Genomic DNA, 24,177 nt, shown 5'->3' with positions numbered 1-24,177 from the left:
TGGATAGACTATCGTATACATAATTTACAAAGTGCGAGGCATGCTGTCTTCCCTGCCGTTTTCCGATCTGCCGCACTACGCCGCCATGGCGGCCGTGGTGTTCGGCGCCGCGGTGGCGCAGGGCGTGGGCGGCGTCGGCTTCGCCATGTTCGCCGCGCCCGTGGCGGCCATGTTCTTTCCCCAGCTTGCGCCCGGTCCCCTGCTGACGCTGGGCGGATTTATCTCCCTGCTGACCGCGCTGCGCGAGCGCGCCGCGATCGACTGGCCCGCCGTGACCTATGCGCTGGCGGGCCGGGCGGTCGGCACGCTGATCGCCATCTACGCCATGGCGCGTTTCGCGCCGCAGGCGCTGGGCGTGCTGTTCGCCTGCATGATCCTGATCGCCGTGGCGCTCAGCGTGGCGGGGCTACGCTTTACGGCCACCCCGGGCCGGGTGTCTGGCGCGGGCGTGGCTTCCGGCATCATGGGCACGATGACCTCGGTAGGCGCGCCGCCCATCGCCATCGTGCTGCAGCACGCCGCGCCCGACCGCCTGCGCGCCACGCTGGGCATGGTGCTGTTCCTGGGATCCATCTTTTCGCTCGCCATGCTGGCGCTGGCCAAGCGCTACACGGGCTACCACGTCGGGCTGGCCCTCAGCCTGGCCCCTTTCCTGCTGGCCGGTTTTGCGGTCTCCAACCGGCTGCGCACCCTGCTGCCCCCGCGCGCCGTGCGCGCCGTCCTGCTTGCGGCCTGCGCCGTGGGCGCGGTGGGGGTGCTGGTGAAGGCATTCTGGGTGCATTGATGCGGCACGCTTCCTGCGACGCCCGGCTACACCCGGTAATACAATGGAGACTGTATCCATTACGCCAACCCTGCTCGCCATGACAACTTCCCCCGTCAGCCCGCAAGCCGTAGAGACGCAGCACTCCACCTCGCTGAAGATCGGCGAGCAGCATCCGCAGCTCTTTGCCGTCATCCGCGACAAGCTGCGCGAGCGCATCCTGAGCGGCGAGTTCACCCCGGGCGACCGGCTGGTGGAAGGGCGTCTGTCCGAAGAAATGGGCGTGTCGCGCATCCCCGTGCGCGAGGCGCTGCGCGCACTGGCGGCCGAAGGCCTGGTCACGATCGAGCCCCGGCGCGGCGCGTCCGTCTCGGTGCTGTCCGACGCGGTGGCCTACGACATGGTGGAAGTGCGCGCCACGCTCGAAGGCCTGAACGCCAAGCTGGCTGCGCAGCGCCGCGACGAAAAGACCGTCGAACGCCTGCAGGCCTTTCTGCGCGAAGGCACGGAAGCCGCCCGCGACGAAAAACTGGACAAGTTCCTGGCCCTGAATTCGCAGTTCCACGAAATGCTGGCCACCATAGGCGGCAACGTGGTGCTGACCGATCTGATGCGCTCGCTGCGCGACCGCACGGCCCTGCTGTTCGCGCCCAGCAACATGCGGCGCGCCAAGCAGAACTGGGACGAGCATTCCCAGATCCTGAACGCGGTCATCGCCGGCAATGGCGATCTGGCTGCGCTGCTGGCCAGCCAGCACGTGCACAACGCCGCCAAGGCCTACACCGAGGCCCAGCAGCCGCCGCAAGCGTCGGTGGCCTGAATCCGCGGGCGGCGGGCGGCCGCCCTGCCGCCGCTAGGTCGTGGCGGCCTCCACGGGGCCGGGCGCCGCGCCAACGACAATACCCTTGCCGTTCTGCACTACCCACGACACCTTGACGTCCCCGTTCACGAAGGTCTGGCAGGCCATGCGGTAGCCGGCCTCGAAGTCCTCGGGCCGCAGGTGTTTGCGTTCCTTGGGCTTGATGGCGTCGGTGTTCTCCAGCCCCTCTTCGATCCGGCATTTGCAGGTGCCGCACAGGCCGCCCCCGCACTTGAACGGGATGCCGCCCTTTTCTTTTAGCGACACCCGCAGCAGATTGCTGTTCTCCGGCGCGGTCGCGACCATGCCGCCGTTCGAGATGAAAGTAATCTGGACCATGTGTTCAGTGCTCCGCGGCGATGGCGCCGGACCTCAGCGTCAACGCCGACTCCATGCTGCCAAAACGCGTCAAGTGCGCCAGCTCCTTGCGGGCGGCGTCGACCGACGCGAACTTTTCCAGGAACTTGGACGGCACGTGGTTGACCACGTACGGCGGCGTTTCCTCGGTGACGACCAGCTTGATCTCGCGGCGCAGCAAGGCAATGCTGAAGACCGCCAGCGCGCGGCCGTAGAACACGTAGTCGTAGGTTTCGATGATGTCGGCCCCGTCGCCCGCCTCAGTGCGGAAGACGCCGGGCTTGGAGGTCAGGATCACGTAGGTGGATTCCATGGCCGCTATGCCTCCACATCCTGCGTCAGCTCGATATCGCTATTGAGCCAGAGCTGGCACGCCAGCCGGTAGCCCTGGTCGACGCGGTCGCCCAGCTGCTTTTTTTCCTTCCAGTTCACCGGGGGCAGGTGCTCGGCCCCAGACAGGACTCGGCAGGCGCATTTGGCGCACTTTCCCATGCCGCATTCGTAGCGCAGATGCGGAAACGGAAACTGCTTGATGCCGGCCCGCACCACCAGGTTGGTGTTGTCCTTCACCACATCGGTGTAGGTCTGGCCGCCTTTATGAAACACAACGGTAGGCATGAGTCTTCGTCCAGGAGCTGCGGTCCGGCGGCCGCCGGCGTAAGCCGGGCGGCCGCGCGCGGGGTGTCAGGCGGCAAGGCCCAGTTCGGGCAGCTTGATTTCATGCTGCACGTAGTCGGTGTAGAGGGCCGTGGTGTAGAGCAGCCGCATCTGTGCGCCGATCTCGCAGATCTTCAGGCAGCGCTGCTGCAGTTCGACCGTGTTGGCGTGCTCCAGCACGATCTGGTAGCCGCGTTCGCCGTGGATTTCATCGGACACGATGTGCAAATCGAAGAACTCCACTTCTTCGTCGGTGAAGCCATACTTTTCGCGCAGCGTCGGCGTCTGCTTGCGGTAGATGGACGGCACCTGGGATTCCAGGCCCACCACCAGGCCGGCCACCGCGACAATCGGGTCTTCTCGCATGGCCACGGCGTAACACCAGCTCTGCAGGGCGCGCGTGGTGGGCGACATGTTGTCCGGATTGGTCACCCTTTCGCGGGTGGTGCCGCAGGCTTCGGCGAAGCGGATCAGCAGGTCGGTGTGGCGGTCGCCCCCGATTTCCTCTTCGTACATGTTGGCCAGCAGGAAATCCTTGGCCTCGGTATAGGTGTCGGGGGTGCGGGCGTACAGATAGCCCAGGTAGTCGGCGAACGGTCCCACGTAGTGGTAGTGGTTCTCGGCCCAGCGGGACAGGTGTTCGCGGCTGAGCTTGCCCTCGGCCCAGGCTATGGAGAAGGGAGAGGCGTTGGCGCTCTTGCCCTTGATCGCGTTTTCCAGCGCGGTACGGAATTCATCTCGGTTCATCAGTTCTGCCATGACTCGCTCCAGGTCCAGTGGGAGAAATTCCAGGCCTGTCGAAGCCCGGCATGGTGAACATTGTATACCGTCTACTGTTTTGAACTGCTAGGGCAATCCCGGAGAAACACACTTAAAACAGGGACAGTTTCTTTCAGATCAAGCACTTGCCATGCAATGACCTGGGCTGGACGCAACGGGGGCAAACCCGTACAATGAATACACTTTTAATGCAATACGGAAATACCATGAACACCCGCCATCCCCTTGGAGACACCCCGATCGGCCAGCAATTGCTTGCCCACTACGCCCGCCGCGATGCCGTCCGCCATGCGACCCCGCTGTTTCCCTCGTCCTGGGCTGAATGCCTGGCGCCTTTCCGCAACGCCCGCCTGCAGCCGCTGCGCGCAGCCGCAAGCGCCGTGCGGGCGCAAAAGCGCGACGACACGGTCTGCCAGGCCGGTTGAAACCAGGTTTGAGCCCGGGCGCCGACGCCCCGGGCAGAAATGCGGCGGCTAGCGCCTTGCTCGCAGGCTGACCTGCATGCGGGCATCGCGCAGCGCAGCGCTCCGCTGGCGGCGCGCCTGGCCGCCGGCCAGCATCAGCACCAGCGCGAAGCCCACGGTGTAGGCCAGCACGTCCCACCAGTCCGGCACGCTGCCGAAGACGACCCGCAGCACCGGTTGCTCGAAGCGCCAGCCGTATTGCCGGGCCAGGTACTGGCCCAGTTCCACGGCGTATCCCGTGAACAGCGCCGCCAGCGCCAGGGGCAGCACGCCTGCCCGGATGAAGCTGCGGTACAGCAGGTACGCCCAGCCCACGGCCACCACGTCGCCCACGAAACCCCGCAGGAAGGGATAGGGCGCGCCCAGGGTGGCGATGGCCGCCAGCACGGCCGTCACGGCAAGCAGGGCGGCGAACGCGCGCCCGTTGAAAGTCAGGGTCATTGAATCAGCAAACGTAAATAGTGAAACTGCGGCGCGCGTCCAATAGGGCGCGGCCAGGCCAATGCGCGCGGCCGTCAGGGCCACGCCACGGGCAGGGTACCAGGGAAGGCCCATAGAAAAGCGCGAGGAGCCCCCAAACCGGCCTGCCTTGGGCGTACCATTGACCGACCCAGACCACGCGCGGAAAAAGCGCCTCGTCCGCGCCCCGCACAAGGCACTCATGCTGCAGCCTGTTTCGGCCTCCACCGACCTGCCGGCCGACCCGCCGGCCGCCCCCGCCCCTGTCCTGCAGGTCAGCACGCTTTCCCCCTTTGCCTTTCCCGCCTTCCGCATCATCTGGATCGCGAACCTCTTCGCCAACCTGGGCACCTGGGCGCAATCCGTCGCCGCCGCCTGGATCATCACCACCGAGCAGAGCAGCCCCCTGATGGTCGCCATGATCCAGGTGGCCGCCGCCTTCCCTCTGGTGGCGCTGTCCATCCTGACCGGCGTGCTGGCGGACAACTACGACCGCCGCAAGGTCATGCTGGCCGGCATGCTGCTGGAGCTGGCCGGCGGCATCTTCATCACCGTGCTGGCCTTTGCCGGTCTGCTGCACCCCATCACGCTGATCGCGTCGGTGTTCTGCATCGCCATCGGCAGCGCCATCGTCACCCCCGCGTGGCAGGCGGCCGTGGGCGAGCAGGTGCCGCGCGCCCACGTCGGCAGCGCGGTGCTGCTGAACAGCGTGAACTTCAACGTGGCGCGGGCGGTGGGCCCCGCCATCGGCGGCCTGCTGCTGGGCGCCATGGGCGCGTCCTGGGTCTTCCTGTTGAACTGCTTCTGCTACGGCAGCCTGATCTGGGCGATCTGGCGCTGGAAGCGCGACCTGCCCGAACGCCGCCTGCCACCCGAACGCCTGTTCGAGGGCGTCGTGGCCGCGGTGCGCTATACCCAGCACTCCACCGTGACGCGCGTGGTGATGCTGCGATCGTTCGCTTTCGGACTGTCGGCCAGCGCGCTGTGGGCGCTGTTGCCGCTGCTGGCGCACGAACACGAAGAAGGCAGCGCGCTGCTGTATGGCTACATGCTGGGCGCGCTGGGCGTGGGCGCCATCCTGGGCAGCGCGTTGGTGCGCCGCGCCCGGGCCGCCTGGGGCGCCAGCGGGCTGATCAGCGTGGCCGCCGCCGCACTGGCCGCCTGCCTGCTGGCCCTGGGCCTGACCAACACCCTGTGGGTGGCTTTCCCGGCGCTGCTGCTGTCGGGCAGTTGCTGGATCGGCGTGCTGGCCACCTACAACACCACCGTCCAGCTGCTGGTTCCCGACTGGGTGAAGGCGCGCGCCCTGGCCCTGTACCAGACCGCGATCTTCGGCGGTCTGGCGGCCGGCTCTTTCATGTGGGGCCACTTCGCCGGGACGATGGGCGTGTCCGGCGCGCTGTCGGCGGCCGGCATCATGCTGGGCGTCACCGTGGCGCTGCTGTTTCGGTCGCGCATGCCCGAACACGTGGATACGCAGTCGCTGGCGCGCGCCGAAGACGCGGAACCGGCCCTGGCCGCGGCGGGCTTCAATACCCAGCACGGCACGGTGCTGGTCGCCGTGGAATACCTGATCAACCAGGACAAGCTTCCGGCGCTGATCCACGCGGCGCGGCCGCTGCGGCAGCTGCGCCTGCGCAACGGCGCGCAGCAGTGGCAGTTGTTCCGCGACCTGGAGCGCGAGGGCGTCTGGCGCGAAATGTTCCTGGTGGAAAGCTGGATGCAATACCTGCGCATGATCGACCGCATGACGCTGGCCGACAAGATGGTGCTGGACGAGCTGCGGGCCCTGCATGCAGGCGACCAGCCGCCGGTGGTGTCGCGCAACGTCAGCTATCTGGCCATGAACGAAGCGCAGGGCTTTTCCTTGCGCCGCCATCCCGAATCCCTATGACCCGCGAGGTCCGTCCATGCTTACCTCCCTCTGGCGCAAATGGCGGGCTTCGCGGCATGGCGGGCCGCAGCTGGACGTCATCCTGTCCAATGCCGATCCGCAGGCCCCGCTGGGCGATCGAAACCTGTGGATGGTGGACCTGTGCCGCTGGCTGAACCGGCCCGGCAATGAGCCGGCGCAGGACGGCAGGCACCCGCAGCATGCCCGCCTGCGCTATCTGCTGCAGGTGCTCGAGAACAATCCCGTGCTGGCCGCCCCGGTAGCCGCCACGCTGCGCTCGCTGCTGGCCGACAACGATCCCACGTCGCTGCTGTGCGACACGGGCGTTGCCTCGCACCCGGGCTTCTGGGGCGAATTCTGGGACCGCGCGCAGGCGCGCCTGCTGCCTCCGCCTCCCAACCGCGGAGACATGTTCAGCCTGTTCTCGCTGATCTTCCGCCGGGCCGGCGATGCGCAATGGGTCGAATCGCTGGACGACGCGACGCTGGCGCGCCTGCGCGCGCTGCTGCGCGTGGAAGACGGCCGCGAGCACGCGGATCCCACCGCGCCGGAAGCGTTGTCCCCCAGACTGGAGCAGGCACTGACCAGCAGCATCCAGGTGCTGGTCAGCCAGGTGCGCGCCACGGGGCTCAGCCAGGACATCCGCTCCCGTCTGCCAGGGCGTGTGCAGGACACGCCCTTCTTTGCGCTGGCCGGCGCCGCGACCGAACTCTGCGACAGTCCGCCCGGCACGCCGCGCGATGTGTTCGGGCGGCGGCTGAACGTGTTCCGGGCCCTGCTGGACGGCTGCCGCGCGGCCGCCCAGGGCGTGTACGACGAGCTCGAACAGAACGGCGTATCGGTCGAGGTGGTCTTCCAGATCGAACGCATGAAACTGCGCCTGGCGCGCATCGAGCTGCTGCTCAGCGTATGGGTCGACCCGACACAACGCCACAAGTACGTGCACCTGATCGCGGAACTGATCCGGTCCACGCAGGCGCGCAGCAGCATCCGCCACCTGGCCTCGTCGTCGTTCGCGCAACTGGCGCGACGCGTGATGGAGCGCACCGCCGAAACCGGCGAACACTACATCGCCCGCGACACGGTCGAATACCTGGACATGCTGAAGGCGTCGCTGGGCGGGGGCTTCGTCATGGTGTTCACGGTCTACCTGAAGTTCTTCATCGTATCGCTGCACCTGGACAAGTTCATCGAGGGCCTGCTGGCGTCGCTGAACTATGCCGGCGGCTTTCTGGTGATCCAGTTCGCGCACTTCACGCTGGCCACCAAGCAGCCCGCCATGACGGGGCCGGCGCTGGCCCACCGCCTGGACGCGGCCTACACGCCCGAAGGGCGCGAAGCCTTCCTGGACGACACGCTGTCCATGATCCGGTCGAACGCGGCGGCCATCCTGGGCAACCTGGCCGTCGTGTTCCCCATGGCCTGGGCCGTGCAATGGGTGGCCGCGCACATGCTGAACCACCCCCTGATCAGCGCGGACAAGGCAAGCGAGACCCTGGATTCGTTCTCTATCTGGGGCCCCACGCCGATCTACGCGGCCGCGACCGGCGTGCTGCTCTGGCTGTCCAGCCTGATCGCCGGCTGGGCCGACAACTGGTTCGCGCTGCACCGGGTGCACGACGTGATGGCGTACGACCGGCGCACGCGGCAGCTCTTTGGCGAGCGCGGCGCGGTGCGCTGGGCAGGATTCTGGCAGCGCCATATCTCCGGCATCGCGGGCAACGTATCGCTGGGCCTGATGCTGGGCATCGGACCGGCCATCGTGAGCTTCTTCGGCCCGCACGTCGAAGTGCGCCACGTGACGCTCAGCGCGGGGCAGATCGGCGCCGCGCTGGGCACGCTGGGCTGGGAGATCGTGCATACCCAGGCCTTCTGGCTGGCGGTGGCCGGCACCGCGGCGACCGGCGTGCTCAATGTGGTCGTGAGCTTTGCGCTGGCCTTCAACGTGGCCTTGCGTTCCCGCGACCTGCGCCGCGGCGATCGCGATTCGCTGTCGGCCGGCGTGCGGCAGCGTATCTGGCAACGGCCCGCCACGCTGTTCTGGCCGGTCAAGCCCCGGCCGGCGCCCGGCCAGGCATAAGGCCTGTCCGGCCGGCGTTCAGAAGGTGATGGTCGCCGTGATGACGTCCTTGTAGGCGCCCGGCCGCGGCGTCGGCTGCGCCGGCACGCGGCCGTACACCGTAAACGTCTGGTTGGCGCCGGTGCCCACGCCCGCCCGCGGCGCGCCGCCCGAGGCATCGCCCCAGACGGTCGCATAGGCGGCGTCCTGATAGAGCTGATAGCCTACCGTATCGGCGGCGGTCGCGTGCTTCATCCTGCGCGCCGACACATTGCCGGCCACCGAGCCGCCGTTCAAGGCCACGGAAAACGCGTTGGCGTTGGTGCATCGGACGCTGATCTGGCTGGACGCCGTGACGGCGCTGGTCAGCGTGCCCCTTGCGGGAAACGCCATATCGGTCGCGCTGATGGTGCAGTTCTTCTGTACCGTCGCCCGAACCACCAGAGGGATCGTGATCCGCTGGGTGGGCGCCGCCAGCGGGCAGTTCGACAGGCCCGAAAGCAATCCGAACAGCACGTCCAGCCTGCCGGTGGTGGCATAGGTTTCGCTATAGGGCGTATTGGCGTTGGCCACGGTGGGCACCGAAGACTGGCCGCCGGGGATCTTGCCGTAAAACCTGAAGGTGGTGGATACGTTGCCGCCCCCCAGCAGCGGCCCGGTCAGCGTGACGGACGTGGGCTGCCCGGCCGTCGCCGCGCCCCAGACCTGGCTGCGGGCGGGATCCGTGTACAGGTTGTAGTTCATCCGGTTCGTTCCCGCCCCCATGGCGCGGGCCGCCACGGACGGGCTGGTGTTGCCCACCCCCAGGCTGAAGCACAGCCGCGCGCCGATGGCCAGGACCGTGAAATTGCAGGTCACGGCGATCTGCCCGCCGTCGTTCACCGTATCGCCGGGCAACAGCGGATTGACCGTGCCGAAGTCCATCGTGCCCGTCGTGCCGGCGCCCAGCGTGCAGCTGCTCGCCCGCGCCGATCCCGCATAGCCGGCCAACAGCGCGGCAGCCACCAGCAGCGCGGATTTCATAGCGGTCCTCATGGCTGCCTCCGCGGCAGCGGCTCGCAGACGACAGGCCCCAGCGTGGGCATCGGATCGCTGTCGGAGGGCGTGTAATCGAACTCGGCCACGCACGACACGCCAGCGCCTCGGACACGCAGCCGGTTTCGCGCCGCCAGGTCTTCCACGAACGTCAAGCCCTCATAGCCCACGACCGAATGGTTGCCGCTCTCGACATGCGCGACCTCCGCGCCCACCGGCAGGAAGGCCCCGTCCGGCGTGGTAAGGATGACGGAGGCGGCCGCGTACTTCTCGACCTGGAACGTGGCCAGCACGCCTGCGCCGGCCTGCGGTACGACCACGGCCTTGGTGGAGTCCAGCCGCACATCCACCGGCAGGTCTTCCGGGTCGATGGCGATGCGGTTGGTCTGGTACGAGTTCAGGTCCGGCACCAACAGATAGCCGCTGCCATTGGTCCGGCCCAGCTTGCGGTTTTCGTGCAACACCGCCACATCCGGCGTGCCGTCCGTGGACACCAGCGCGAAGCTGTCGTTGATGCGGCGCGACGGAATGACGGTGCCGTCCATCAGCACCACGGATCCCGTCGCCTGCGCCGAAGCCTGGGTCCTGCCGCCATAGTCCTGCACCATGCCCGCGACCAGCCCATAGCGGCCCAGGTACTGCACCTGGCCCTGGTTGACCTGCATGCCGCCGGTGCGGCCGTTCTGCACGGCCCAGCCCCAGCCGCCCTCGTACGGCACGCTGCTTTGCGCGCTGACGCTGTACGTATCCTCGCCCGCCTGCCTGCCCACCGACGCGCCGACCTGCGTGCGGTCGCCCAGCATCAGCGACAGGCCCAGAAACACGCCTTCCGAGTTGGACTGGGAAAAGTCCTTGTACGCGCTGAGGGTCAGGACGACCCTGCTGTGCAGATTGGCCGTGTAGGTGGCGGACCCCAGCTTGGCCATCGGCACGTCCGGCATGCGGTAGCCGATGTAGCTCACCGCCACGCTTTGCGACCGCCCCAGCGGCAGCGCCACCGTCACCCGCTCGGTCTGGCGCGGCACCGGCGCGTCCTCGCGCGAGCCCAGGTCGCCGTAGTCGCCGATCAGCCGCGTGGCCTGCGTGTCGATGCTGAATTCTGGCCGCACATACTGGTAGCCCAGGCTGACCTGGGCGCCGCCGTGGCTGCCCGCGCTGCCCGACAGCGACCCGCTCACCACGCCCGCCTGCCCCAGCTTCACAAACGCCCCCGCGCCCGCGTTGTACAGGCCCGCGGCGGCCTCGGTATGCGCCTCCAGGGTCAGGTCGTCGCTGTAGCCGTAGCGACCCGAGGCGGTCAGCACGGGCTTGTTGTCGTAGTCGAAGGAACGCAAGCTGAACTGGCGCCGCACGAACCCGGCCTCGACGGACCAGCTCGACAGCCCGGCCGCCAGCATCCGGGTATCGACGTACAGCGGCACCGATGTGCTGACGGTGCGGCCCAGGGCATCGCGCGTGATCAGCGTGGCCTGTCCCGCGCCGGTAATGCCGGGTATCTGGTTGACCACGAACGGGCCCGGCGGCACATTGCCCGAGAACTGCTGCACACCGTTGATGTACAGCGACACGGCGGACGGCACAACGGACGAGGCGCTCAGCGACGACACCGGAAACGTCACCAGATCCGGCCGCAGCGCGAAGTTGCGCCCCCACTGAATGCCGGCCACCCGCAGCGAGCGGGACCAGTTCAGCGACGAGGTGATCGTGTCGCCCAGGCGCAGCGTCTGCAGGGTCTCCTGGTCGGACCGCGACCAGTACGTGTCGTAGCGCACGTAACGCTCGGCGCTGCCGCCCATGTAGGCCGTGCCCGAATTGCTGAACACGCCGTTCGAATCAAAGTAGCGTTGCTCGGAGTAGAGCGCCACCCGATAGTCGTAGTCGGTCTGCGCGTAGGCGTCGTAGTTCAGCACCAGGCCGCGGCCGGCCGTGGCCATGGGCGTCGCGGGCAGGCCGCGCGTATTCACCTCATACGGCACGCGCAGGTTGTCGGGCAGCACGATATCCACGGACTGCGCCGCGGGGTCGTACGCGTAGCGCAGGCCCGCCACGGCGTCCAGATTGACCTCGCGCGTATCCGGCACGCCCAGTTTCGACAGGTCCACGCCGATGGAACGCAGCGCCGCGCCGCTGACGGACAGGCGGCCGTGCGCATCCCGAAAGCGCAGCAGTTGGGAAGTGTTGGCGCCGTTGATGCTGACCTCCAGGAACACGTCGCGCTCGGCGATGCTGCCGAACGAGACCAGTTGATCGGGCGTATCCGCCGCCAGGGCCGGCGCACCCAGCAAGAAGAGTGCGAGACACCAGGCGCGTTGCCCGCGGGAACGGGTAGCGCGCACCGCCATAGGCTGCCTTTCTCTGGTTGCCGGCTGGCCGAGGGGCGCGCCGGAACGCGGTCATGCGGTCAATCCGGGGTCACGGTGACCATGTCGCCGTTGATCAGCGCGCGGATCCGCACCGGCCCGGCGGCGTTCTGCCTGGCGGGGATGCTCCACTCCCGCGTGCGGTTGGCCAGGGCATAGCCGAGCAGCCCCTCCAATGCCGCAACCGGCTTGCCTGCCGAATTCAGGATCTGCATGGCGGCGACCTGCGCGTAGCGGCTGCCGGTGTTCGACACCCGCACTTTCCATGACCCGCCGGCGCGCTCCACGCGCCAGGCGAGTTCCGGCTCGGGCGAAGGCGCGGCGCCCGCCACGAACACCGGCACCGAATAGCGCAGCCGAAGCACCACGCCGTTGATGGCAGGCGTGGACGGATCGGGGATCTCGTCAATGATCAGGCGGAAGCCCTGCTGCCGCGGCTGCGTCTCCTTGGAGGCGCGCACCAGCCGCACCAGCTGCTCTCCGCCCGGGGGCACCTGGATGATGGGCGGACTGGCCTGGATTTCTTCCGTGGGGGTCAGCACGTCGTCGCCTTCCGCCTGTTCCCAGCCGTAGATGCGCACCTGCCCGTAGATCGGCGTGCCGCCGGGGTTGCGCAGCATGATCCCGCTGGCCCCCTGCGTGGGCGCCAGTTCCACCAATACCGGAGAAATCTGCAGTGCGGCCGCCAACGCCGCAGCGGTACAGCCCGCCAGTCCGAAAAAGAGCAGGGTCCGCCAGAACATCCGCATGGGGCCACTCCTAGAAGTAGACCGTCGCGGTGACCGTGGAAGAGTAATTGCCGGGAGCGGGCGTGGTCTGCGTGGGCACGACGCCGTTTACCTGGAGCGCCGTCGCAGAGCCGGTGCCGGTGCCGCCGACGCGGGCCGAGACATCCGTATCGCCCCACACCACGGTCTGGCCGCCCGGCTTGTACAGCTGGTAGGCCACCGTGGCGGTATTGGCGCCCGTTCCGCTCAGAAAGCGCTGGGCCTCCGTGGACCCCGTGCCGGTGCCGGCATTCAGGCCGACGGTATAGGGCGTGGTATTGCTGCAGGTCACGGACAGATTGGTATTGCCGGTGACTGCGGAATTAAGCACGCCGTGGCTGCCGAAATTGAGATCGGTGGCGGCAATCACGCAGTTTGCCGCAATGGTGAGCGTGACATTGAAATTGGCGGTGGCGGTCTGGGCTGCCGCGAGGCCGGGCGCCGCGCCGGCAAACAAAATGGACAACGCCGCTGCGGGCGAATTCAAGCGGTTCATGATTGATGCCTCCACGGAATACGGTTGCACATTCAATCCTGCTGCGAATTAATCGTACGTCCAAATATTCGAATGCGGCACCAAATAGTTTCCGATAACCGGCTGGTTTATTACCATTACTAACGTTTTTGCACGGCAGCACTGCGCGAATTTTTACGCCGTGCTCTATGAAGCCATGCACGAATTTCGATACACAAACGGTTGTAATTTAATCGCCGGATCAGTTTCATGACGTGACATTTGCGGGAGTATTTTCCGATCGGATAATTTGCCGCTGCGGCCACCGCCAGGGGCCGATTATTTCTGGCGCGGACCGCGGATTATCACGGCGGTATATTCTTCGACGCGCCCGCGGATGCGCCCGCGCCGGCCGGCTGACGAAGCGTTGAATCCCGGCGCCGCATTAGAATCAGTGCTCCCCCATTTCAGGCGCCCGTCCGGACGCCCTCGCATCGCCGCCAACCCATGCTCTCGTTCTCCCGCAGCACCGTCTATCCGGCCGGCGTCGGCCTGCCCGCCGCCGAGCGCCTGGGCGCGCTCGTGGCCGTCATGCTGGCCGTCTGCATGGCCAGCCTGGACACGGCAATCGCCAACACCGCGCTGCCCACCATCGCCCGGGATCTGCAGGCCAGCGAGGCAGGCTCCATCTGGGTGATCAGCGGCTATCAGCTGGCCATGGTGGCGGGCCTGCTGCCGGCGGCGGCGCTGGGCGAAATCCTGGGACACCGGCGCATCTACATCGTGGGCCTGGTGGTGTTCACGCTGTCGTCGCTGGCCAGCGGCCTGGCGCCCACGCTGCCCACGCTGGTGGCGGCGCGCATCCTGCAGGGGCTGGGCGCGGCGGGCGTGATGAGCGTGAACGGCGCGCTGCTGCGCTTCATCTATCCGTCGCACATGCTGGGCCGCGGCCTGGGCCTGAACGCCATGGTGGTGGGCCTATCCTTCGCCGGCGGCCCCACCGTGGCCTCGGCGATCCTCCTGCTGGGTTCCTGGCACTGGCTATTCCTGATCAACTTTCCCATCGGCATCCTGGCGGCGATGCTGGCCCTGCGCGGCCTGCCCGACACCACCCGGGCGCGCCATGGGTTCGACGGCATGGCCGCGCTGCTGTGCGCCCTGGCGCTGGGCCTGCTGGTGCTGGCGACCAACGAACTCGCGCACGGCGCCCCCTGGCCGCGCGTTGCGCTGGAAGGCGGCATCGCGGCCGCCAGCCTGTGGCTGCTGATGCGCCGGCAGGCCGGCCATCCGGCGCCCATCCTGGCGGTGGACCTGCTGCGCCGGCCCCTGTTCGCCCTGTCGGCGGCCACCGCGGTGTGCGCGTTCGCCGCCCAGGCGCTGGCCTTCGTATCGCTGCCTTTCCTGTTCCAGGCGGTGCTGGGATACAGCCAGGTGGAAACGGGGTTCCTGATTACCCCCTGGCCGGTGGTGGTGGCCGTGATGGCGCCCATCGCCGGACGCCTGTCCGACAGCTACCCGGCCGGCATGCTGGGCGGGGTCGGCCTGGCCATGCTGGCGCTGGGCATGATCCTGCTGGCGCTGATGCCCGCCGACCCGTCGGTGTGGGACATTTCCTGGCGCATGGCGATCTGCGGCGCCGGATTCGGTTTCTTCCAGTCGCCCAACCTGCGCGCCATCATGACCTCGGCGCCCGCATCGCGGGCCGGCGGCGCAAGCGGCATGATCGGCACGGTGCGTTTGCTTGGCCAGGCCAGCGGCGCGGCCCTGGTCGCCGCGTGCTTCAACCTGTCCAGCGCCCACGGCGCCATCGCCGCGCTCTGGCTGGGCGGGGTGTGCGCCGCACTGGCCTGCATCGCCAGCTTCGCGCGCCTGAAGTTCGACGCAAGCGAGCCGGCGCAGGCGCCGGCGCCGCGCTGAGCCCGCAGGCGGGCCGGCCGCGCCGGTGGTAGCGCAAACACGCAACACTGTTGCCGTTCCTGACGATATATTCGTCCCTCGCACCGACATATTCGTAAGATGTGCAACACCGGCTAAATATTGAATCCGGCCGGGCCGTTGTCCGTTTGCAGGCTTGCTGCATATTGGGACGACGCGTATGACACAGTTTCTGAAAGACATCACCATCCGCCGCATGATCTTGTGCACTTTGCTCTTGATCAGCGCCTTCATTGCCGGCCTGTCGGCCATCAGCTTCAATGGATTGCGCAGCGCCGGCCAGGCGCTGGAAGCCAGCAGTGAACTCCTCCACGAAGTGTCCACCCTGTCGCGGGTGAATGACCAGGTCATGCGCGCGCGCCTGAGGCTGTCGCGCCAGCTGGAATACGCTGCCGAGGGCCAAAAGGACAAGGCGGCCGAAGAAGGCCGCAGCATCGACACCGCACTCAAGGAAGCAAAGGCGCAGCAAACACTGTTTATCGAACTGGCCCGCCAGGATGCGCCGCCCGCCCTGCTGGACGCCATGCGTTCCGGCTTCGAGGCGCTGGCCGAGGGCATCGCCGTGCAGCGCCAGCACCTGGAGGCGGGCGCCATCGACAAGGCGCGCGCCCATGCGGCGGGACCCGTCGTAGCGGCCAGCCGCAGCTTCGGCAAGAGCATGGAAAACTATGAAGCCTATGCCAAGGACCGCGAAACCCAGCTGTGGGCGGACGCGCAAGCAAAGCGCCGCCAGGCCTACGTCGGGATGGGCGTGGCGCTGGCCCTGTGCCTGCTGCTTCTGGTGCTGGGCGACCGCTATGTGGTGCATTTTGTGAAGCGTCCCCTGGACTCGCTCAAAGGCCAGTTCCAGCGCATCGCCGGCGGCGATCTGACCTCGCCGATCGAGCCCTTCGGCAAGAACTGCGTGGGCCAGATCATTCCCTACCTGCAGGAGATGCAGTCCAGCCTGGTGCGCACCGTGCACGCGGTCCGCGATGGCGTGGCCGAAATCAACACGGGTTCCAGCGAAATCGCCGCGGGCAACCAGGACCTGTCCAGCCGCACCGAGCAGCAGGCGGCCTCGCTGGAGGAAACCGCCGCCAGCATGGAACAGCTGCTGTCCACTGTGACCAGCAACGCCGAAAACGCCAGGCTGGCCAACGAAATGGCGGCCACCGCATCCGACGTGGTCCAGCGCGGCGGCGAGGCGGTGCAGGCCGCGGTCAGCACCATGCGCGAGATCGCCCGGGATTCCAGCCGCATTGAGGACATCGTCGGCGTGATCGACGGCATCGCTTTCCAGACCAACATCCTGGCCCTGAATGCGGCGGTGGAAGCCGCCCGGGCAGGCGAAGAGGGCAAGGGCTTCGCGGTTGTGGCCGCCGAGGTCCGGTCGCTGGCGCAGCGCAGCGCGGGCGCCGCCAAGGAAATCAAGCAGCTCCTGGAGGCCTCCGGCGCCACGGTGCAGTCCGGCTCCGCGCAGGTCGAGAGCGCCGGCCGCACGATGGAGGAAATACTGGCCACCATCGAACGCCTGACGCTGCTGGTGAACGATATCGCCACGGCGTCCCATGAACAGGTGACCGGGATAGATCAGGTCAACACCGCCATCAATCAGATGGATCAGGTGACCCAGCAGAATGCCGCGCTGGTCGAGGAAGCGGCCGCGGCGGCGTCCTCGCTGGAAACGCAGGCGCAGCGGCTGCAGGGCGCGGTCAGCACCTTCCGCCTGCCTGCGCAGGCGCAGGCGCGCAATGGCGGACTGCCGTCAGGGCTCGACGACCGCCCGCTCGCCATGCCGTATCACCAGCTTGGGTAGGTCGCCACCGATCCAGTAGGCAAGTTCGGCGGGGTGTTCGACCTTCCAGGCCACGAAATCCGCCATCTTGCCGGCTTCCAGCGAACCGTGCGTCGCCTGCAGGCCCAGCGCCCTGGCGGCGTGTGTCGTGACTCCCGCCAAAGCTTCCTCCGGCGTCATGTGGAACATGACACAGGCCAGGTTCAACATCAGGCGCAGGGACAGGACGGGCGAGGTGCCCGGATTCAGGTCCGTGGAAATGGCGATGGGCACGCCGTGGCGCCGCAGCAGCTCCATCGGGGGCTTCCGCGTTTCACGCAGGGCGTGGAAGGCGCCCGGCAGCAGCACCGCCACAGTGCCGGCTCGCGCCATGGCTTCGACGCCAGCTTCGTCCAGGTATTCCAGATGATCCGCCGACAGCGCGCCATGGCGCGCGGCCAACGCGGCGCCATGCTGCAACGACAGCTGCTCCGCATGCAGCTTGCAAGGCAGGCCAAGCCCGGACGCCGCCTGGAACACGCGCTCGACCTGTGCCGGCGAAAACGCCAGGTGCTCGCAGAACGCATCTACGGCATCGACCAGGCCCTCGGCCGCCAAGGCCGGCAGCATGCGCCGCGCGATCTCGTCGATATAGTCGTCGGCGCGCCCGTGGAATTCAGGCGGCAGGGCGTGGGCCGCCAGGCAGGTCGCGCGCACCGTCACGGGCAGGGTGTCGGCCAGCCGCCGCGCCACCCTGAGCATCTTGCGTTCGTTGGGCAGATCCAGCCCATATCCTGACTTAATCTCCAGGGTGGTGACCCCGTCGCGCAGCAGATGCAGCGCCCGCCGCCTGGCGCTGCCGTAGAGCTCGTCTTCGGACGCGGCGCGGGTCGCGCGCACCGTGCTCGCAATGCCGCCGCCCTGCGCCGCGATCAACGCGTAGTCCGCGCCCTGCATCCGTAGCTCGAACTCCTTGCTGCGATTGCCGCCAAAGACCAGGTGCGTATGGCAATCGACCAGCCCCGGCGTGACCCAGGCGCCATCCAGGTCGTGCTCTTCGTCGGCGCCGCCCGCCTCCAGCGCCGACGCCGGCCCTACCCAGGCGATACGCGCCCCATGGGTCACCAAGGCGGCGTTCTCGATGGCCGTATACCTGCCACCCGCCATGGTGACAACATGGCAATTTCGCCAGATCCGATGCATGCGCGTTCTCCGGTGATCGTCAGCCTGCGGCTCAATCCGAGCCTTGGGCCTGAGCTTCGGGCATTTCCCTGTCCGGGCCGCCCGGACGCACCCATAGACGATAGGCGATACACAGCACCGCAATCCACACCAAACCGACAATCAGCGCGGGCTGGGTCTTGGGAAACCACCCGAGCACGCCGATGACGAACAGCAGGAACACGATGGCGGCGATGGGGCCCCACGGCCAGAAGGGGACGGGGAACTTGAGTTCGGAAACCGCCACGCGGCTCATGGTGCGCCGCATGGCGACTTGCGACAACAGGATCATCAGCCACACCCATACGGTCGCGAAGGTCGCGATTGACGCAATCAGCAGAAAGACATCCTCGGGAATCAGGTAATTCAGCAGCACGCCGGCCAGCAGGGCGGCCGACATGACCACCACCGTCATCCAGGGCACACCGCCCTGGGAGACCCGGGCGAAGCCGCGCGGCGCATGACCGTGCTGCGCCATGCCGTACAGCATGCGCCCGGCGCCGAAAATGTCGCTATTGATAGCCGAGATCGCTGCCGAAATCACGACCAGGTTCAGGATGCTGGCGGCCGACGATATGCCCAGGCTGTCGAAAATCTGCACGAACGGACTACCCTGGCTGCCGATCTGCGTCCACGGGAAAAGCGACATCAGCACGAACATGGTCAGCACATAGAACAGCAGGATGCGCACGGGCACCGCATTGATGGCGCGCGGCAGCGCCCGCGCCGGGTCCTTGGCCTCGCCCGCGGTGATCCCGATGATCTCGATGCCGCCAAACGCGAACACCACCACCGACAGAGACACGATCAGCCCGCCCACGCCGTTGGGCATGAAGCCGCCGTGCTCCCACAGATTGCGCACGCTGGCGGCTTCGGCCTGGGCGCCCAGCCCGAAGCCGAAAAGCAGGATGCCAAGTCCGCCCGCGATCATGGCCACAATGGCGCCCACCTTGATCAGCGACAGCCAGAATTCCAGTTCCCCGAACACCTTGACCGTACACAGGTTCAGGGCGCCGATGAACAACACAATGGACAACACCCAGATCCACCGTGGCACATCGGGAAACCAGAACCCCATGTACAAGCCAAATGCCGTAACGTCCGCCAGGCAGACGATGATCATCTCGAAGGCGTAGGTCCATCCCGTGAGGAATCCGGCCAGCGGCCCCAGGTAGGTCCAGGCGTATTCGCCGAACGAGCCGGGCACCGGATTGCGCACGGCCATTTCTCCCAGTGCGCGCATCACCATGTATACCGCCGCGCCGGCGATCAAATACGCAATGATGACCGATGGTCCCGCTTCCTGGATGGCTTTGGCCGAACCATAGAACAGCCCGGTTCCGATGGCGGATCCCAAGGCCATGAAGCGGATATGCCGCGCCGTCAGCCCCCGTTTGAGCGCATTTCCCTGTGTATGCATTGTCGTCTCCGTGTTTTTTTCATGCAGCGTGAAGCACCGGGCGCGCGCCGCAGGCAGGCGCGTGCGCTTGGTATGCGTGGGGCCCGGTCCGGGCCAGGAATCGGATGCGGAACGTCAGTAACTGGGGAGCAAACCCGCAGGCGCCAGCACGCTCAGGCTGCGGCTTGCGATGAGTTCGCTGGCCGCCGCGATGTCGGGCGCGAAGAAGCGGTCCTTCTCGTAGTGGGGAACACGCTCGCGCAGCAGCCCGCGCGCTTGCTCCAGCGCCGGCGAAGTCTTGAGGCCCGTGCGGAAATCCAGCCCCTGGCAGGCGCCCAGCCATTCGATCGCCAGGATGTCGCGGACGTTTTCCGCCATGGGCCACAGGCGCTTGCCCGCATTTGGCGCCATGGAAACGTGGTCTTCCTGGTTTGCGGACGTCGGCAGGCTGTCCACGCTGGCGGGATGCGCCAGCGCCTTGTTGTCGCTGGCCAGCGCCGCCGCCGTCACCTGGGCGATCATGAAGCCGGAGTTCACGCCGCCGTTGTTCACCAGGAAAGGCGGCAGTTGCGACATGTGATGGTCCATCTGCAGCGCAATACGCCGCTCCGACAGCGCGCCGATCTCGGCCAGCGCCAAGGCCAGGTTGTCCGCCGCAAGCGCCACCGGCTCGGCATGGAAATTGCCGCCGGAGATCACGTCGCCGCCATCCGCGAACACCAGGGGGTTGTCCGACACCGCGTTCGATTCCACCTCCAGCACGCCGGCCACATGGCGTATCTGCGTCAGGCACGCGCCCATGACCTGGGGCTGGCAGCGCAGCGAGTACGGATCCTGGACCTTGCCGCAATTGCTGTGCGACTGCCCCACCTCGGTCTCGGGGGTCAGCAAGGCGCGGAACACGGCCGCGACGTCTATCTGCCCGCGTTGCCCGCGGGCCGCGTGGATGCGCGCGTCGAAGGGCGCGCGCGAGCCCAGCAGGGCTTCCACGCTGAGGCTGCCGCATACCAACGCGCTGGCCAGCAGATCCTCGGCCTCGAACAGGCCGCGCAACGCGTAGGCTGTAGACACCTGGGTGCCATTGAGCAGCGCCAGGCCCTCTTTGGCGGCCAGCGTCAGCGGCGCCAGTCCCGCCTTTTCCAGGGCTTCCCCGGCGGACAGCCATTGTCCACGATGCCGCGCCTTGCTCTCGCCGAGCAGCAACAGGGACATGTGCGCGAGCGGGGCAAGATCCCCGGACGCGCCCACCGAACCCTTGAGGGGGATGTGCGGATAGACCTCGGCGTTGACCAGCGCGATCAGGCTGTTGATCACCTTGCGGCGGATGCCCGAATAGCCCCGGGCCAGGCTGTTGATCTTCAAGACCATGATCAGGCGGACCATGGCGTCGTCCAGGGCCTCGCCCACGCCCGCCGCATGCGACAGCACCAGCGAACGCTGCAAAGCCTGCTGGTCTTCGCGCGCGATGCGCGTCGAGGCGAGCAAACCGAATCCGGTATTGATGCCGTACGCGGTGCGCCCTTCGTCGACGATGAGTTCGACAATCGCCACGCTGGCGTTGATGGGGTCATCCGCCTTGGCATCGAGGCGCAGGCGCACGGGTTCCTGGTACACACGGCGCAATACCGAAAGCGTCAGGTGTCCAGGGTTCAGGTTCAGATCCATTGTTTATCTCCTTTGATGCGAACTTCGGTTTGGCGCCGCCGCACCCGCCCGCGATTTGATTCTTGAAGTCTTATTGCCGTCCGGCAATCATCGGCAGGTTCAAACCCTGTTCGCGCGCGCAGTCGATGGCGGTTTGATAGCCCGCGTCCGCGTGCCGCATGACGCCCGTTGCAGGGTCGTTGGTGAGGACGCGGGCGATGCGTTCGGCCGCCGCGTCGGTGCCGTCGCACACGATCACCATGCCCGAATGCTGCGAAAAGCCCATGCCCACGCCGCCGCCGTGGTGCAACGACACCCAAGTGGCGCCGCTGGCGGTGTTGAGCAGCGCGTTGAGCAGCGGCCAGTCGGATACGGCGTCCGAACCGTCGCGCATGGCCTCGGTTTCACGGTTGGGGCTGGCGACCGATCCCGAATCCAGGTGATCGCGGCCAATGACCACCGGCGCGCTCAATTCGCCGGAACGGACCATTTCATTGAAAGCCAGGCCCAGCTTTGCCCGAGCGCCCAGGCCGACCCAGCAGATGCGCGCCGGCAGGCCCTGGAAGCTGATCCGTTCGCGCGCCATGTCCAGCCAGCGGTGCAGGTGCGCGTCATCCGGTATCAACGCCTTGACCTTGGCGTCGGTCTTGTAGATGTCCTGGGGATCGCCGGACAGCGCCGCCCAGCGGAAGGGGCCTATCCCGCGGCAGAACAAGGGGCGGATGTAGGCCGGCACAAAGCCCGGGAAATCGAATGCGTTCGAAACGCCTTCGTCCAGCGCCATCTGGCGAATGTTGTTGCCGTAGTCGAAGGTGGGCACGCCCATGCGCTTGAAGTCGAGCATGGCCCGCACGTGCGTGGCCATGGATTTCTTGGCGGCCTTGATGACCAGCGCGGGCTCGTGGCGCGCGCGCTCGCGGTATTCGGCCCACGTCCAGCCAATGGGGAGGTAGCCATTCAAAGGATCGTGCGCGCTGGTCTGGTCCGTGACCATGTCCGGGCGCACGCCTCGCCGCACGAGCGCAGGCAGGATTTCCGCCGCGTTCCCGCACAGCGCGATGGAAATGGCGCGGCGCTCCTTGGTATAGCGCGCGATGCGCGCAAGCGCGTCGTCCAGGTCCGTGGCCTGCTCATCGACATAGCGCGTGCGCAAGCGGAAATCTATGCTGCTTTGCTGGCATTCAATGTTGAGCGAACATGCCCCGGCCAGCGTGGCGGCCAGCGGCTGCGCGCCGCCCATTCCGCCCAGGCCGGCGGTCAGCACCCAACGGCCCGCCAGATCGCCGCCGTAATGCTGGCGGCCGGCTTCGACAAAGGTTTCGTAAGTGCCTTGCACGATGCCCTGGCTGCCGATGTAGATCCAGCTTCCCGCCGTCATCTGGCCATACATCGCCAGCCCGCGCGCGTCCAGTTCGTTGAAGTGTTCCCAGTTGGCCCAATGCGGCACCAGATTGGAATTGGCAATGAGCACCCGCGGCGCATTGGCGTGGGTGCGGAACACGCCCACCGGCTTGCCCGACTGGACCAGCAGCGTTTCGTCGTCATTCAGCGACTTCAGCGTTTCGACGATGCGGTCGTAGGATTCCCAGTCGCGCGCCGCCCGGCCGATGCCGCCGTAAACCACCAGTTCCTTCGGATTCTCGGCGACGTCCGGATCCAGGTTGTTCATCAGCATGCGCAAGGGCGCTTCGGTCAACCAGCTTTTTGCCGTCAGTTGGTTGCCGCGCGGCGCGCGGATTTCGACATCGCGATAACGCTTGGTTTGGTGCATAAGGCTCTCCCGGATCGAATGGGCCGCTGGTCGCACGCGGCAGTCGATCGGATCATAGGATGCCTATGGTTGTATATACAATACGCATAGTCCGAATTTTGGCCAAGGGTTTACCCGTAGGCTTCACCCCGAAGGCGGCCGGATCGGAAAGGGGAATTTGCCGGCGCGCATGCCGCCCCGGCAACGTGCGAAACCGCTCAGGGCTGGCGTCGAGTCAACTCGATCACGCACACATCCAGGGCGGAGGACGTTTCAAGGCGGTAGCGGGCCAGATCGCCCTTTCCCTCGATATGCAGGCAGTCATAGCGTGAGGGCAGCGCATGCTCGGCATCATCGACCCGCAGCGACGCGGAATCGCCGGCGTTGAACAGCAGCACACTGTGCGCGCTGCTGTGAAAGACCCACGGTGTTGCGCCCGATACCCACTGCAAGCGGGCGTGGTGCCGCCAGGGCGAATAGATCAGATTGAAGTCCCGGATCGGACCGTCAAGCAGCCGGCAATGGACATCCGAATCGCCCGAGAACGCGTAGGGGACGCGAAGGATGAGCGGCGCCTGCGGGACGCCGTCGACCGTGAGCGCAACGCCCTGGCCTTCCAGCACCGTGAGGATCCGCTGGTAGCCCGTGAAGGCCGAAAAGCCGCCGTCCTGGCCCACATCGGCCAGGGACAGCCGCCAGTCGAAGGACGCGGTGCTGCCGCCCGGATTGCAGGCGATTTCCTGGGTTGTTCCCCCGCCATTGCGCCAAGGCATTCTTGGATAGTCCGCCGCGCGATAGAGACGCACATCGGGATGATTCATGTTGTGAACTTGCCTTCAAGACGGTGGCGCGAGCCGGGATGGATCAACCGGGCCAGGGTGACCGGGCGGTCGCCTGACCAGGTGCGCCGGCGTATCAGCAGGCAGGGTTCGCCGCGATCAATCTGCAGCAACTGGCATTCGCGGGGCTTGGCAAGAATGGCCTCGACCACGTGCTCGCCCGCAGTCAGCGGCGCCACGCGGGACAGGTATTCATAGGGCGTGCTGCGCGTGAAATCCTGCTGCGCGTATTCGGGCGCCACGCCAACATTGACGTACCTGTCCTCAAGCTGGATAGGAATGTCGTCTTCATAGTGGACGATGATGGAATGAAACACCGGCTGGCCCGCACGGATGTCCAGCGCGTGCGCCTGTTCGCTGGCGGCCGGTTCCTGGGCCAGCCGGAGCACGCGGCTGTGATGCCGATGGCTGCGCGCCGCGATCTCGTCGGCAATGTTATTCACGGCGAACAGCGCAGACCGGGCCTTGGGCTGGGCGACAAACGTCCCCACGCCTTGCATGCGCACAAGCAGTCCCTCGGCGGTCAGCTCGCGCAGCGCGCGGTTGACCGTCATGCGGCTAAAGCCCAGCTCCTGCACCAGTTCGGCTTCGGAGGGCACCCGGTAATGGACGGGCCATGCGCCGCTGCGGATCTGCTGCGCGATCATCTGTTTGACCTGCGCATACAACGGGGCGGGAGGAGCATGACCTAGATTTTTTTGTGGAGAAGGCGCCACAGGACATCC

At 66.9% G+C, this 24,177-nt stretch carries 22 protein-coding genes; 7 read left to right on the top strand and 15 right to left on the bottom strand.

Annotation, left to right across the window (positions count from 1 at the left end; genetic code table 11):
* Positions 1–40: 40 nt before the first annotated feature.
* Positions 41–784 carry a sulfite exporter TauE/SafE family protein gene (locus KYC_RS17495; protein WP_008164763.1) on the top strand — a complete coding sequence of 248 codons (744 nt, stop codon included), beginning with the start codon at positions 41–43 and terminating at the stop codon, positions 782–784.
* A 79-nt stretch (positions 785–863) separates the two neighbouring features.
* Entirely contained in the window at positions 864–1,583 is a 720-nt protein-coding gene (locus tag KYC_RS17490) for a GntR family transcriptional regulator (protein ID WP_008164762.1), read from the top strand.
* Positions 1,584–1,616: 33 nt separating this feature from the next.
* On the opposite strand, the gene KYC_RS17485 is transcribed toward KYC_RS17490, so the two are convergent.
* From KYC_RS17485 to KYC_RS17470, 4 genes are all read right to left on the bottom strand, one after another.
* On the bottom strand, positions 1,617–1,961 hold the full coding sequence (locus KYC_RS17485) for a 2Fe-2S iron-sulfur cluster-binding protein (protein WP_008164759.1): 345 nt from the start codon (positions 1,959–1,961) through the stop codon (positions 1,617–1,619).
* A gap of 4 nt (positions 1,962–1,965) precedes the next feature.
* On the bottom strand, positions 1,966–2,292 hold the full coding sequence (locus KYC_RS17480) for a hypothetical protein (protein ID WP_008164758.1): 327 nt from the start codon (positions 2,290–2,292) through the stop codon (positions 1,966–1,968).
* Between the two features lie 5 nt (positions 2,293–2,297).
* The gene (locus KYC_RS17475; protein ID WP_008164755.1) at positions 2,298–2,597 is read right to left on the bottom strand and encodes a 2Fe-2S iron-sulfur cluster-binding protein; all 300 of its coding nucleotides are present in this window, start codon (positions 2,595–2,597) and stop codon (positions 2,298–2,300) included.
* Between the two features lie 66 nt (positions 2,598–2,663).
* Positions 2,664–3,395, bottom strand: a complete 732-nt coding sequence (locus KYC_RS17470; protein ID WP_006226804.1) for an iron-containing redox enzyme family protein — start codon at positions 3,393–3,395, stop codon at positions 2,664–2,666.
* Positions 3,396–3,622: 227 nt separating this feature from the next.
* On the opposite strand from KYC_RS17470, the gene KYC_RS17465 reads away from it, so the two are divergent.
* Positions 3,623–3,841 carry a hypothetical protein gene (locus KYC_RS17465; RefSeq protein ID WP_050814908.1) on the top strand — a complete coding sequence of 73 codons (219 nt, stop codon included), beginning with the start codon at positions 3,623–3,625 and terminating at the stop codon, positions 3,839–3,841.
* A gap of 48 nt (positions 3,842–3,889) precedes the next feature.
* Here KYC_RS17465 and KYC_RS17460 read toward each other — a convergent pair whose 3' ends face one another.
* Complete coding sequence (locus tag KYC_RS17460; RefSeq protein WP_008164748.1) at positions 3,890–4,321, bottom strand: ribosomal maturation YjgA family protein; 432 nt, start codon at positions 4,319–4,321, stop codon at positions 3,890–3,892.
* A gap of 220 nt (positions 4,322–4,541) precedes the next feature.
* Here KYC_RS17460 and KYC_RS17455 point away from each other — a divergent pair, with 220 nt between their 5' ends.
* Together KYC_RS17455 and KYC_RS17450 are read left to right on the top strand one after the other, a co-directional pair.
* The gene (locus KYC_RS17455) at positions 4,542–6,233 is read left to right on the top strand and encodes an MFS transporter (protein ID WP_008164745.1); all 1,692 of its coding nucleotides are present in this window, start codon (positions 4,542–4,544) and stop codon (positions 6,231–6,233) included.
* A gap of 16 nt (positions 6,234–6,249) precedes the next feature.
* Complete coding sequence (locus KYC_RS17450) at positions 6,250–8,313, top strand: site-specific recombinase (protein WP_008164742.1); 2,064 nt, start codon at positions 6,250–6,252, stop codon at positions 8,311–8,313.
* Between the two features lie 18 nt (positions 8,314–8,331).
* Here KYC_RS17450 and KYC_RS17445 read toward each other — a convergent pair whose 3' ends face one another.
* The 4 genes from KYC_RS17445 to KYC_RS17430 form a co-directional block, all read right to left on the bottom strand.
* The gene (locus KYC_RS17445; RefSeq protein ID WP_008164740.1) at positions 8,332–9,315 is read right to left on the bottom strand and encodes a Csu type fimbrial protein; all 984 of its coding nucleotides are present in this window, start codon (positions 9,313–9,315) and stop codon (positions 8,332–8,334) included.
* 8 nt (positions 9,316–9,323) lie between these two features.
* Complete coding sequence (locus KYC_RS17440; RefSeq protein ID WP_008164738.1) at positions 9,324–11,612, bottom strand: fimbria/pilus outer membrane usher protein; 2,289 nt, start codon at positions 11,610–11,612, stop codon at positions 9,324–9,326.
* A gap of 116 nt (positions 11,613–11,728) precedes the next feature.
* Positions 11,729–12,436 carry a fimbrial biogenesis chaperone gene (locus tag KYC_RS17435; RefSeq protein WP_008164736.1) on the bottom strand — a complete coding sequence of 236 codons (708 nt, stop codon included), beginning with the start codon at positions 12,434–12,436 and terminating at the stop codon, positions 11,729–11,731.
* A 10-nt stretch (positions 12,437–12,446) separates the two neighbouring features.
* Positions 12,447–12,950 carry a Csu type fimbrial protein gene (locus KYC_RS17430; RefSeq protein ID WP_008164734.1) on the bottom strand — a complete coding sequence of 168 codons (504 nt, stop codon included), beginning with the start codon at positions 12,948–12,950 and terminating at the stop codon, positions 12,447–12,449.
* Positions 12,951–13,415: 465 nt separating this feature from the next.
* On the opposite strand from KYC_RS17430, the gene KYC_RS17425 reads away from it, so the two are divergent.
* Positions 13,416–14,825: an MFS transporter gene (locus tag KYC_RS17425; protein WP_008164732.1), complete on the top strand. Its 1,410-nt coding sequence runs from the start codon at positions 13,416–13,418 to the stop codon at positions 14,823–14,825.
* 178 nt (positions 14,826–15,003) lie between these two features.
* Entirely contained in the window at positions 15,004–16,641 is a 1,638-nt protein-coding gene (locus tag KYC_RS17420) for a methyl-accepting chemotaxis protein (RefSeq protein ID WP_008164731.1), read from the top strand.
* Here KYC_RS17420 and hutI read toward each other — a convergent pair.
* From hutI to hutC, 6 genes are all read right to left on the bottom strand, one after another.
* Entirely contained in the window at positions 16,591–17,802 is a 1,212-nt protein-coding gene (hutI, locus tag KYC_RS17415) for an imidazolonepropionase (protein ID WP_008164729.1), read from the bottom strand. The two genes, KYC_RS17420 and hutI, sit on opposite strands and share 51 nt — an antisense overlap.
* A 31-nt stretch (positions 17,803–17,833) precedes the next feature.
* Complete coding sequence (locus KYC_RS17410) at positions 17,834–19,240, bottom strand: amino acid permease (protein WP_008164728.1); 1,407 nt, start codon at positions 19,238–19,240, stop codon at positions 17,834–17,836.
* Between the two features lie 114 nt (positions 19,241–19,354).
* On the bottom strand, positions 19,355–20,884 hold the full coding sequence (hutH, locus tag KYC_RS17405; protein WP_008164724.1) for a histidine ammonia-lyase: 1,530 nt from the start codon (positions 20,882–20,884) through the stop codon (positions 19,355–19,357).
* Positions 20,885–20,954: 70 nt separating this feature from the next.
* On the bottom strand, positions 20,955–22,634 hold the full coding sequence (hutU, locus tag KYC_RS17400) for a urocanate hydratase (RefSeq protein WP_008164723.1): 1,680 nt from the start codon (positions 22,632–22,634) through the stop codon (positions 20,955–20,957).
* A 197-nt stretch (positions 22,635–22,831) separates the two neighbouring features.
* Complete coding sequence (locus tag KYC_RS17395; protein WP_008164720.1) at positions 22,832–23,434, bottom strand: HutD/Ves family protein; 603 nt, start codon at positions 23,432–23,434, stop codon at positions 22,832–22,834.
* The gene (gene hutC / locus KYC_RS17390) at positions 23,431–24,168 is read right to left on the bottom strand and encodes a histidine utilization repressor (protein WP_043518777.1); all 738 of its coding nucleotides are present in this window, start codon (positions 24,166–24,168) and stop codon (positions 23,431–23,433) included. Before hutC ends, KYC_RS17395 begins: the two co-directional genes overlap by 4 nt.
* Between the last annotated feature and the right edge of the window lie 9 nt (positions 24,169–24,177).

It is taken from the genome of Achromobacter arsenitoxydans SY8 (assembly GCF_000236785.1).
Classification (GTDB): domain Bacteria; phylum Pseudomonadota; class Gammaproteobacteria; order Burkholderiales; family Burkholderiaceae_B; genus Achromobacter; species Achromobacter arsenitoxydans.
The sequence above is the reverse complement of the archived record's forward strand: the minus strand, read 5'-3'. Positions and strand labels throughout refer to the sequence as shown.

Bases quoted from the DNA above. Each gene is read 5' to 3' on its own strand.
- KYC_RS17455 (WP_008164745.1), top strand. From the start codon at position 4,542: ATGCTGCAGCCTGTTTCGGCCTCCACCGACCTGCCGGCCGACCCGCCG.
- KYC_RS17445 (WP_008164740.1), bottom strand. From the start codon at position 9,315: ATGAAATCCGCGCTGCTGGTGGCTGCCGCGCTGTTGGCCGGCTATGCG.
- KYC_RS17475 (WP_008164755.1), bottom strand. From the start codon at position 2,597: ATGCCTACCGTTGTGTTTCATAAAGGCGGCCAGACCTACACCGATGTG.
- KYC_RS17495 (WP_008164763.1), top strand. From the start codon at position 41: ATGCTGTCTTCCCTGCCGTTTTCCGATCTGCCGCACTACGCCGCCATG.
- KYC_RS17465 (WP_050814908.1), top strand. From the start codon at position 3,623: ATGAACACCCGCCATCCCCTTGGAGACACCCCGATCGGCCAGCAATTG.
- KYC_RS17485 (WP_008164759.1), bottom strand. From the start codon at position 1,961: ATGGTCCAGATTACTTTCATCTCGAACGGCGGCATGGTCGCGACCGCG.
- hutU (WP_008164723.1), bottom strand. From the start codon at position 22,634: ATGCACCAAACCAAGCGTTATCGCGATGTCGAAATCCGCGCGCCGCGC.
- hutI (WP_008164729.1), bottom strand. From the start codon at position 17,802: ATGCATCGGATCTGGCGAAATTGCCATGTTGTCACCATGGCGGGTGGC.
- KYC_RS17450 (WP_008164742.1), top strand. From the start codon at position 6,250: ATGCTTACCTCCCTCTGGCGCAAATGGCGGGCTTCGCGGCATGGCGGG.
- KYC_RS17410 (WP_008164728.1), bottom strand. From the start codon at position 19,240: ATGCATACACAGGGAAATGCGCTCAAACGGGGGCTGACGGCGCGGCAT.
- KYC_RS17490 (WP_008164762.1), top strand. From the start codon at position 864: ATGACAACTTCCCCCGTCAGCCCGCAAGCCGTAGAGACGCAGCACTCC.
- KYC_RS17395 (WP_008164720.1), bottom strand. From the start codon at position 23,434: ATGAATCATCCCGATGTGCGTCTCTATCGCGCGGCGGACTATCCAAGA.
- KYC_RS17430 (WP_008164734.1), bottom strand. From the start codon at position 12,950: ATGAACCGCTTGAATTCGCCCGCAGCGGCGTTGTCCATTTTGTTTGCC.
- KYC_RS17470 (WP_006226804.1), bottom strand. From the start codon at position 3,395: ATGGCAGAACTGATGAACCGAGATGAATTCCGTACCGCGCTGGAAAAC.
- hutH (WP_008164724.1), bottom strand. From the start codon at position 20,884: ATGGATCTGAACCTGAACCCTGGACACCTGACGCTTTCGGTATTGCGC.
- KYC_RS17480 (WP_008164758.1), bottom strand. From the start codon at position 2,292: ATGGAATCCACCTACGTGATCCTGACCTCCAAGCCCGGCGTCTTCCGC.
- KYC_RS17460 (WP_008164748.1), bottom strand. From the start codon at position 4,321: ATGACCCTGACTTTCAACGGGCGCGCGTTCGCCGCCCTGCTTGCCGTG.
- KYC_RS17435 (WP_008164736.1), bottom strand. From the start codon at position 12,436: ATGCGGATGTTCTGGCGGACCCTGCTCTTTTTCGGACTGGCGGGCTGT.
- KYC_RS17420 (WP_008164731.1), top strand. From the start codon at position 15,004: ATGACACAGTTTCTGAAAGACATCACCATCCGCCGCATGATCTTGTGC.
- KYC_RS17425 (WP_008164732.1), top strand. From the start codon at position 13,416: ATGCTCTCGTTCTCCCGCAGCACCGTCTATCCGGCCGGCGTCGGCCTG.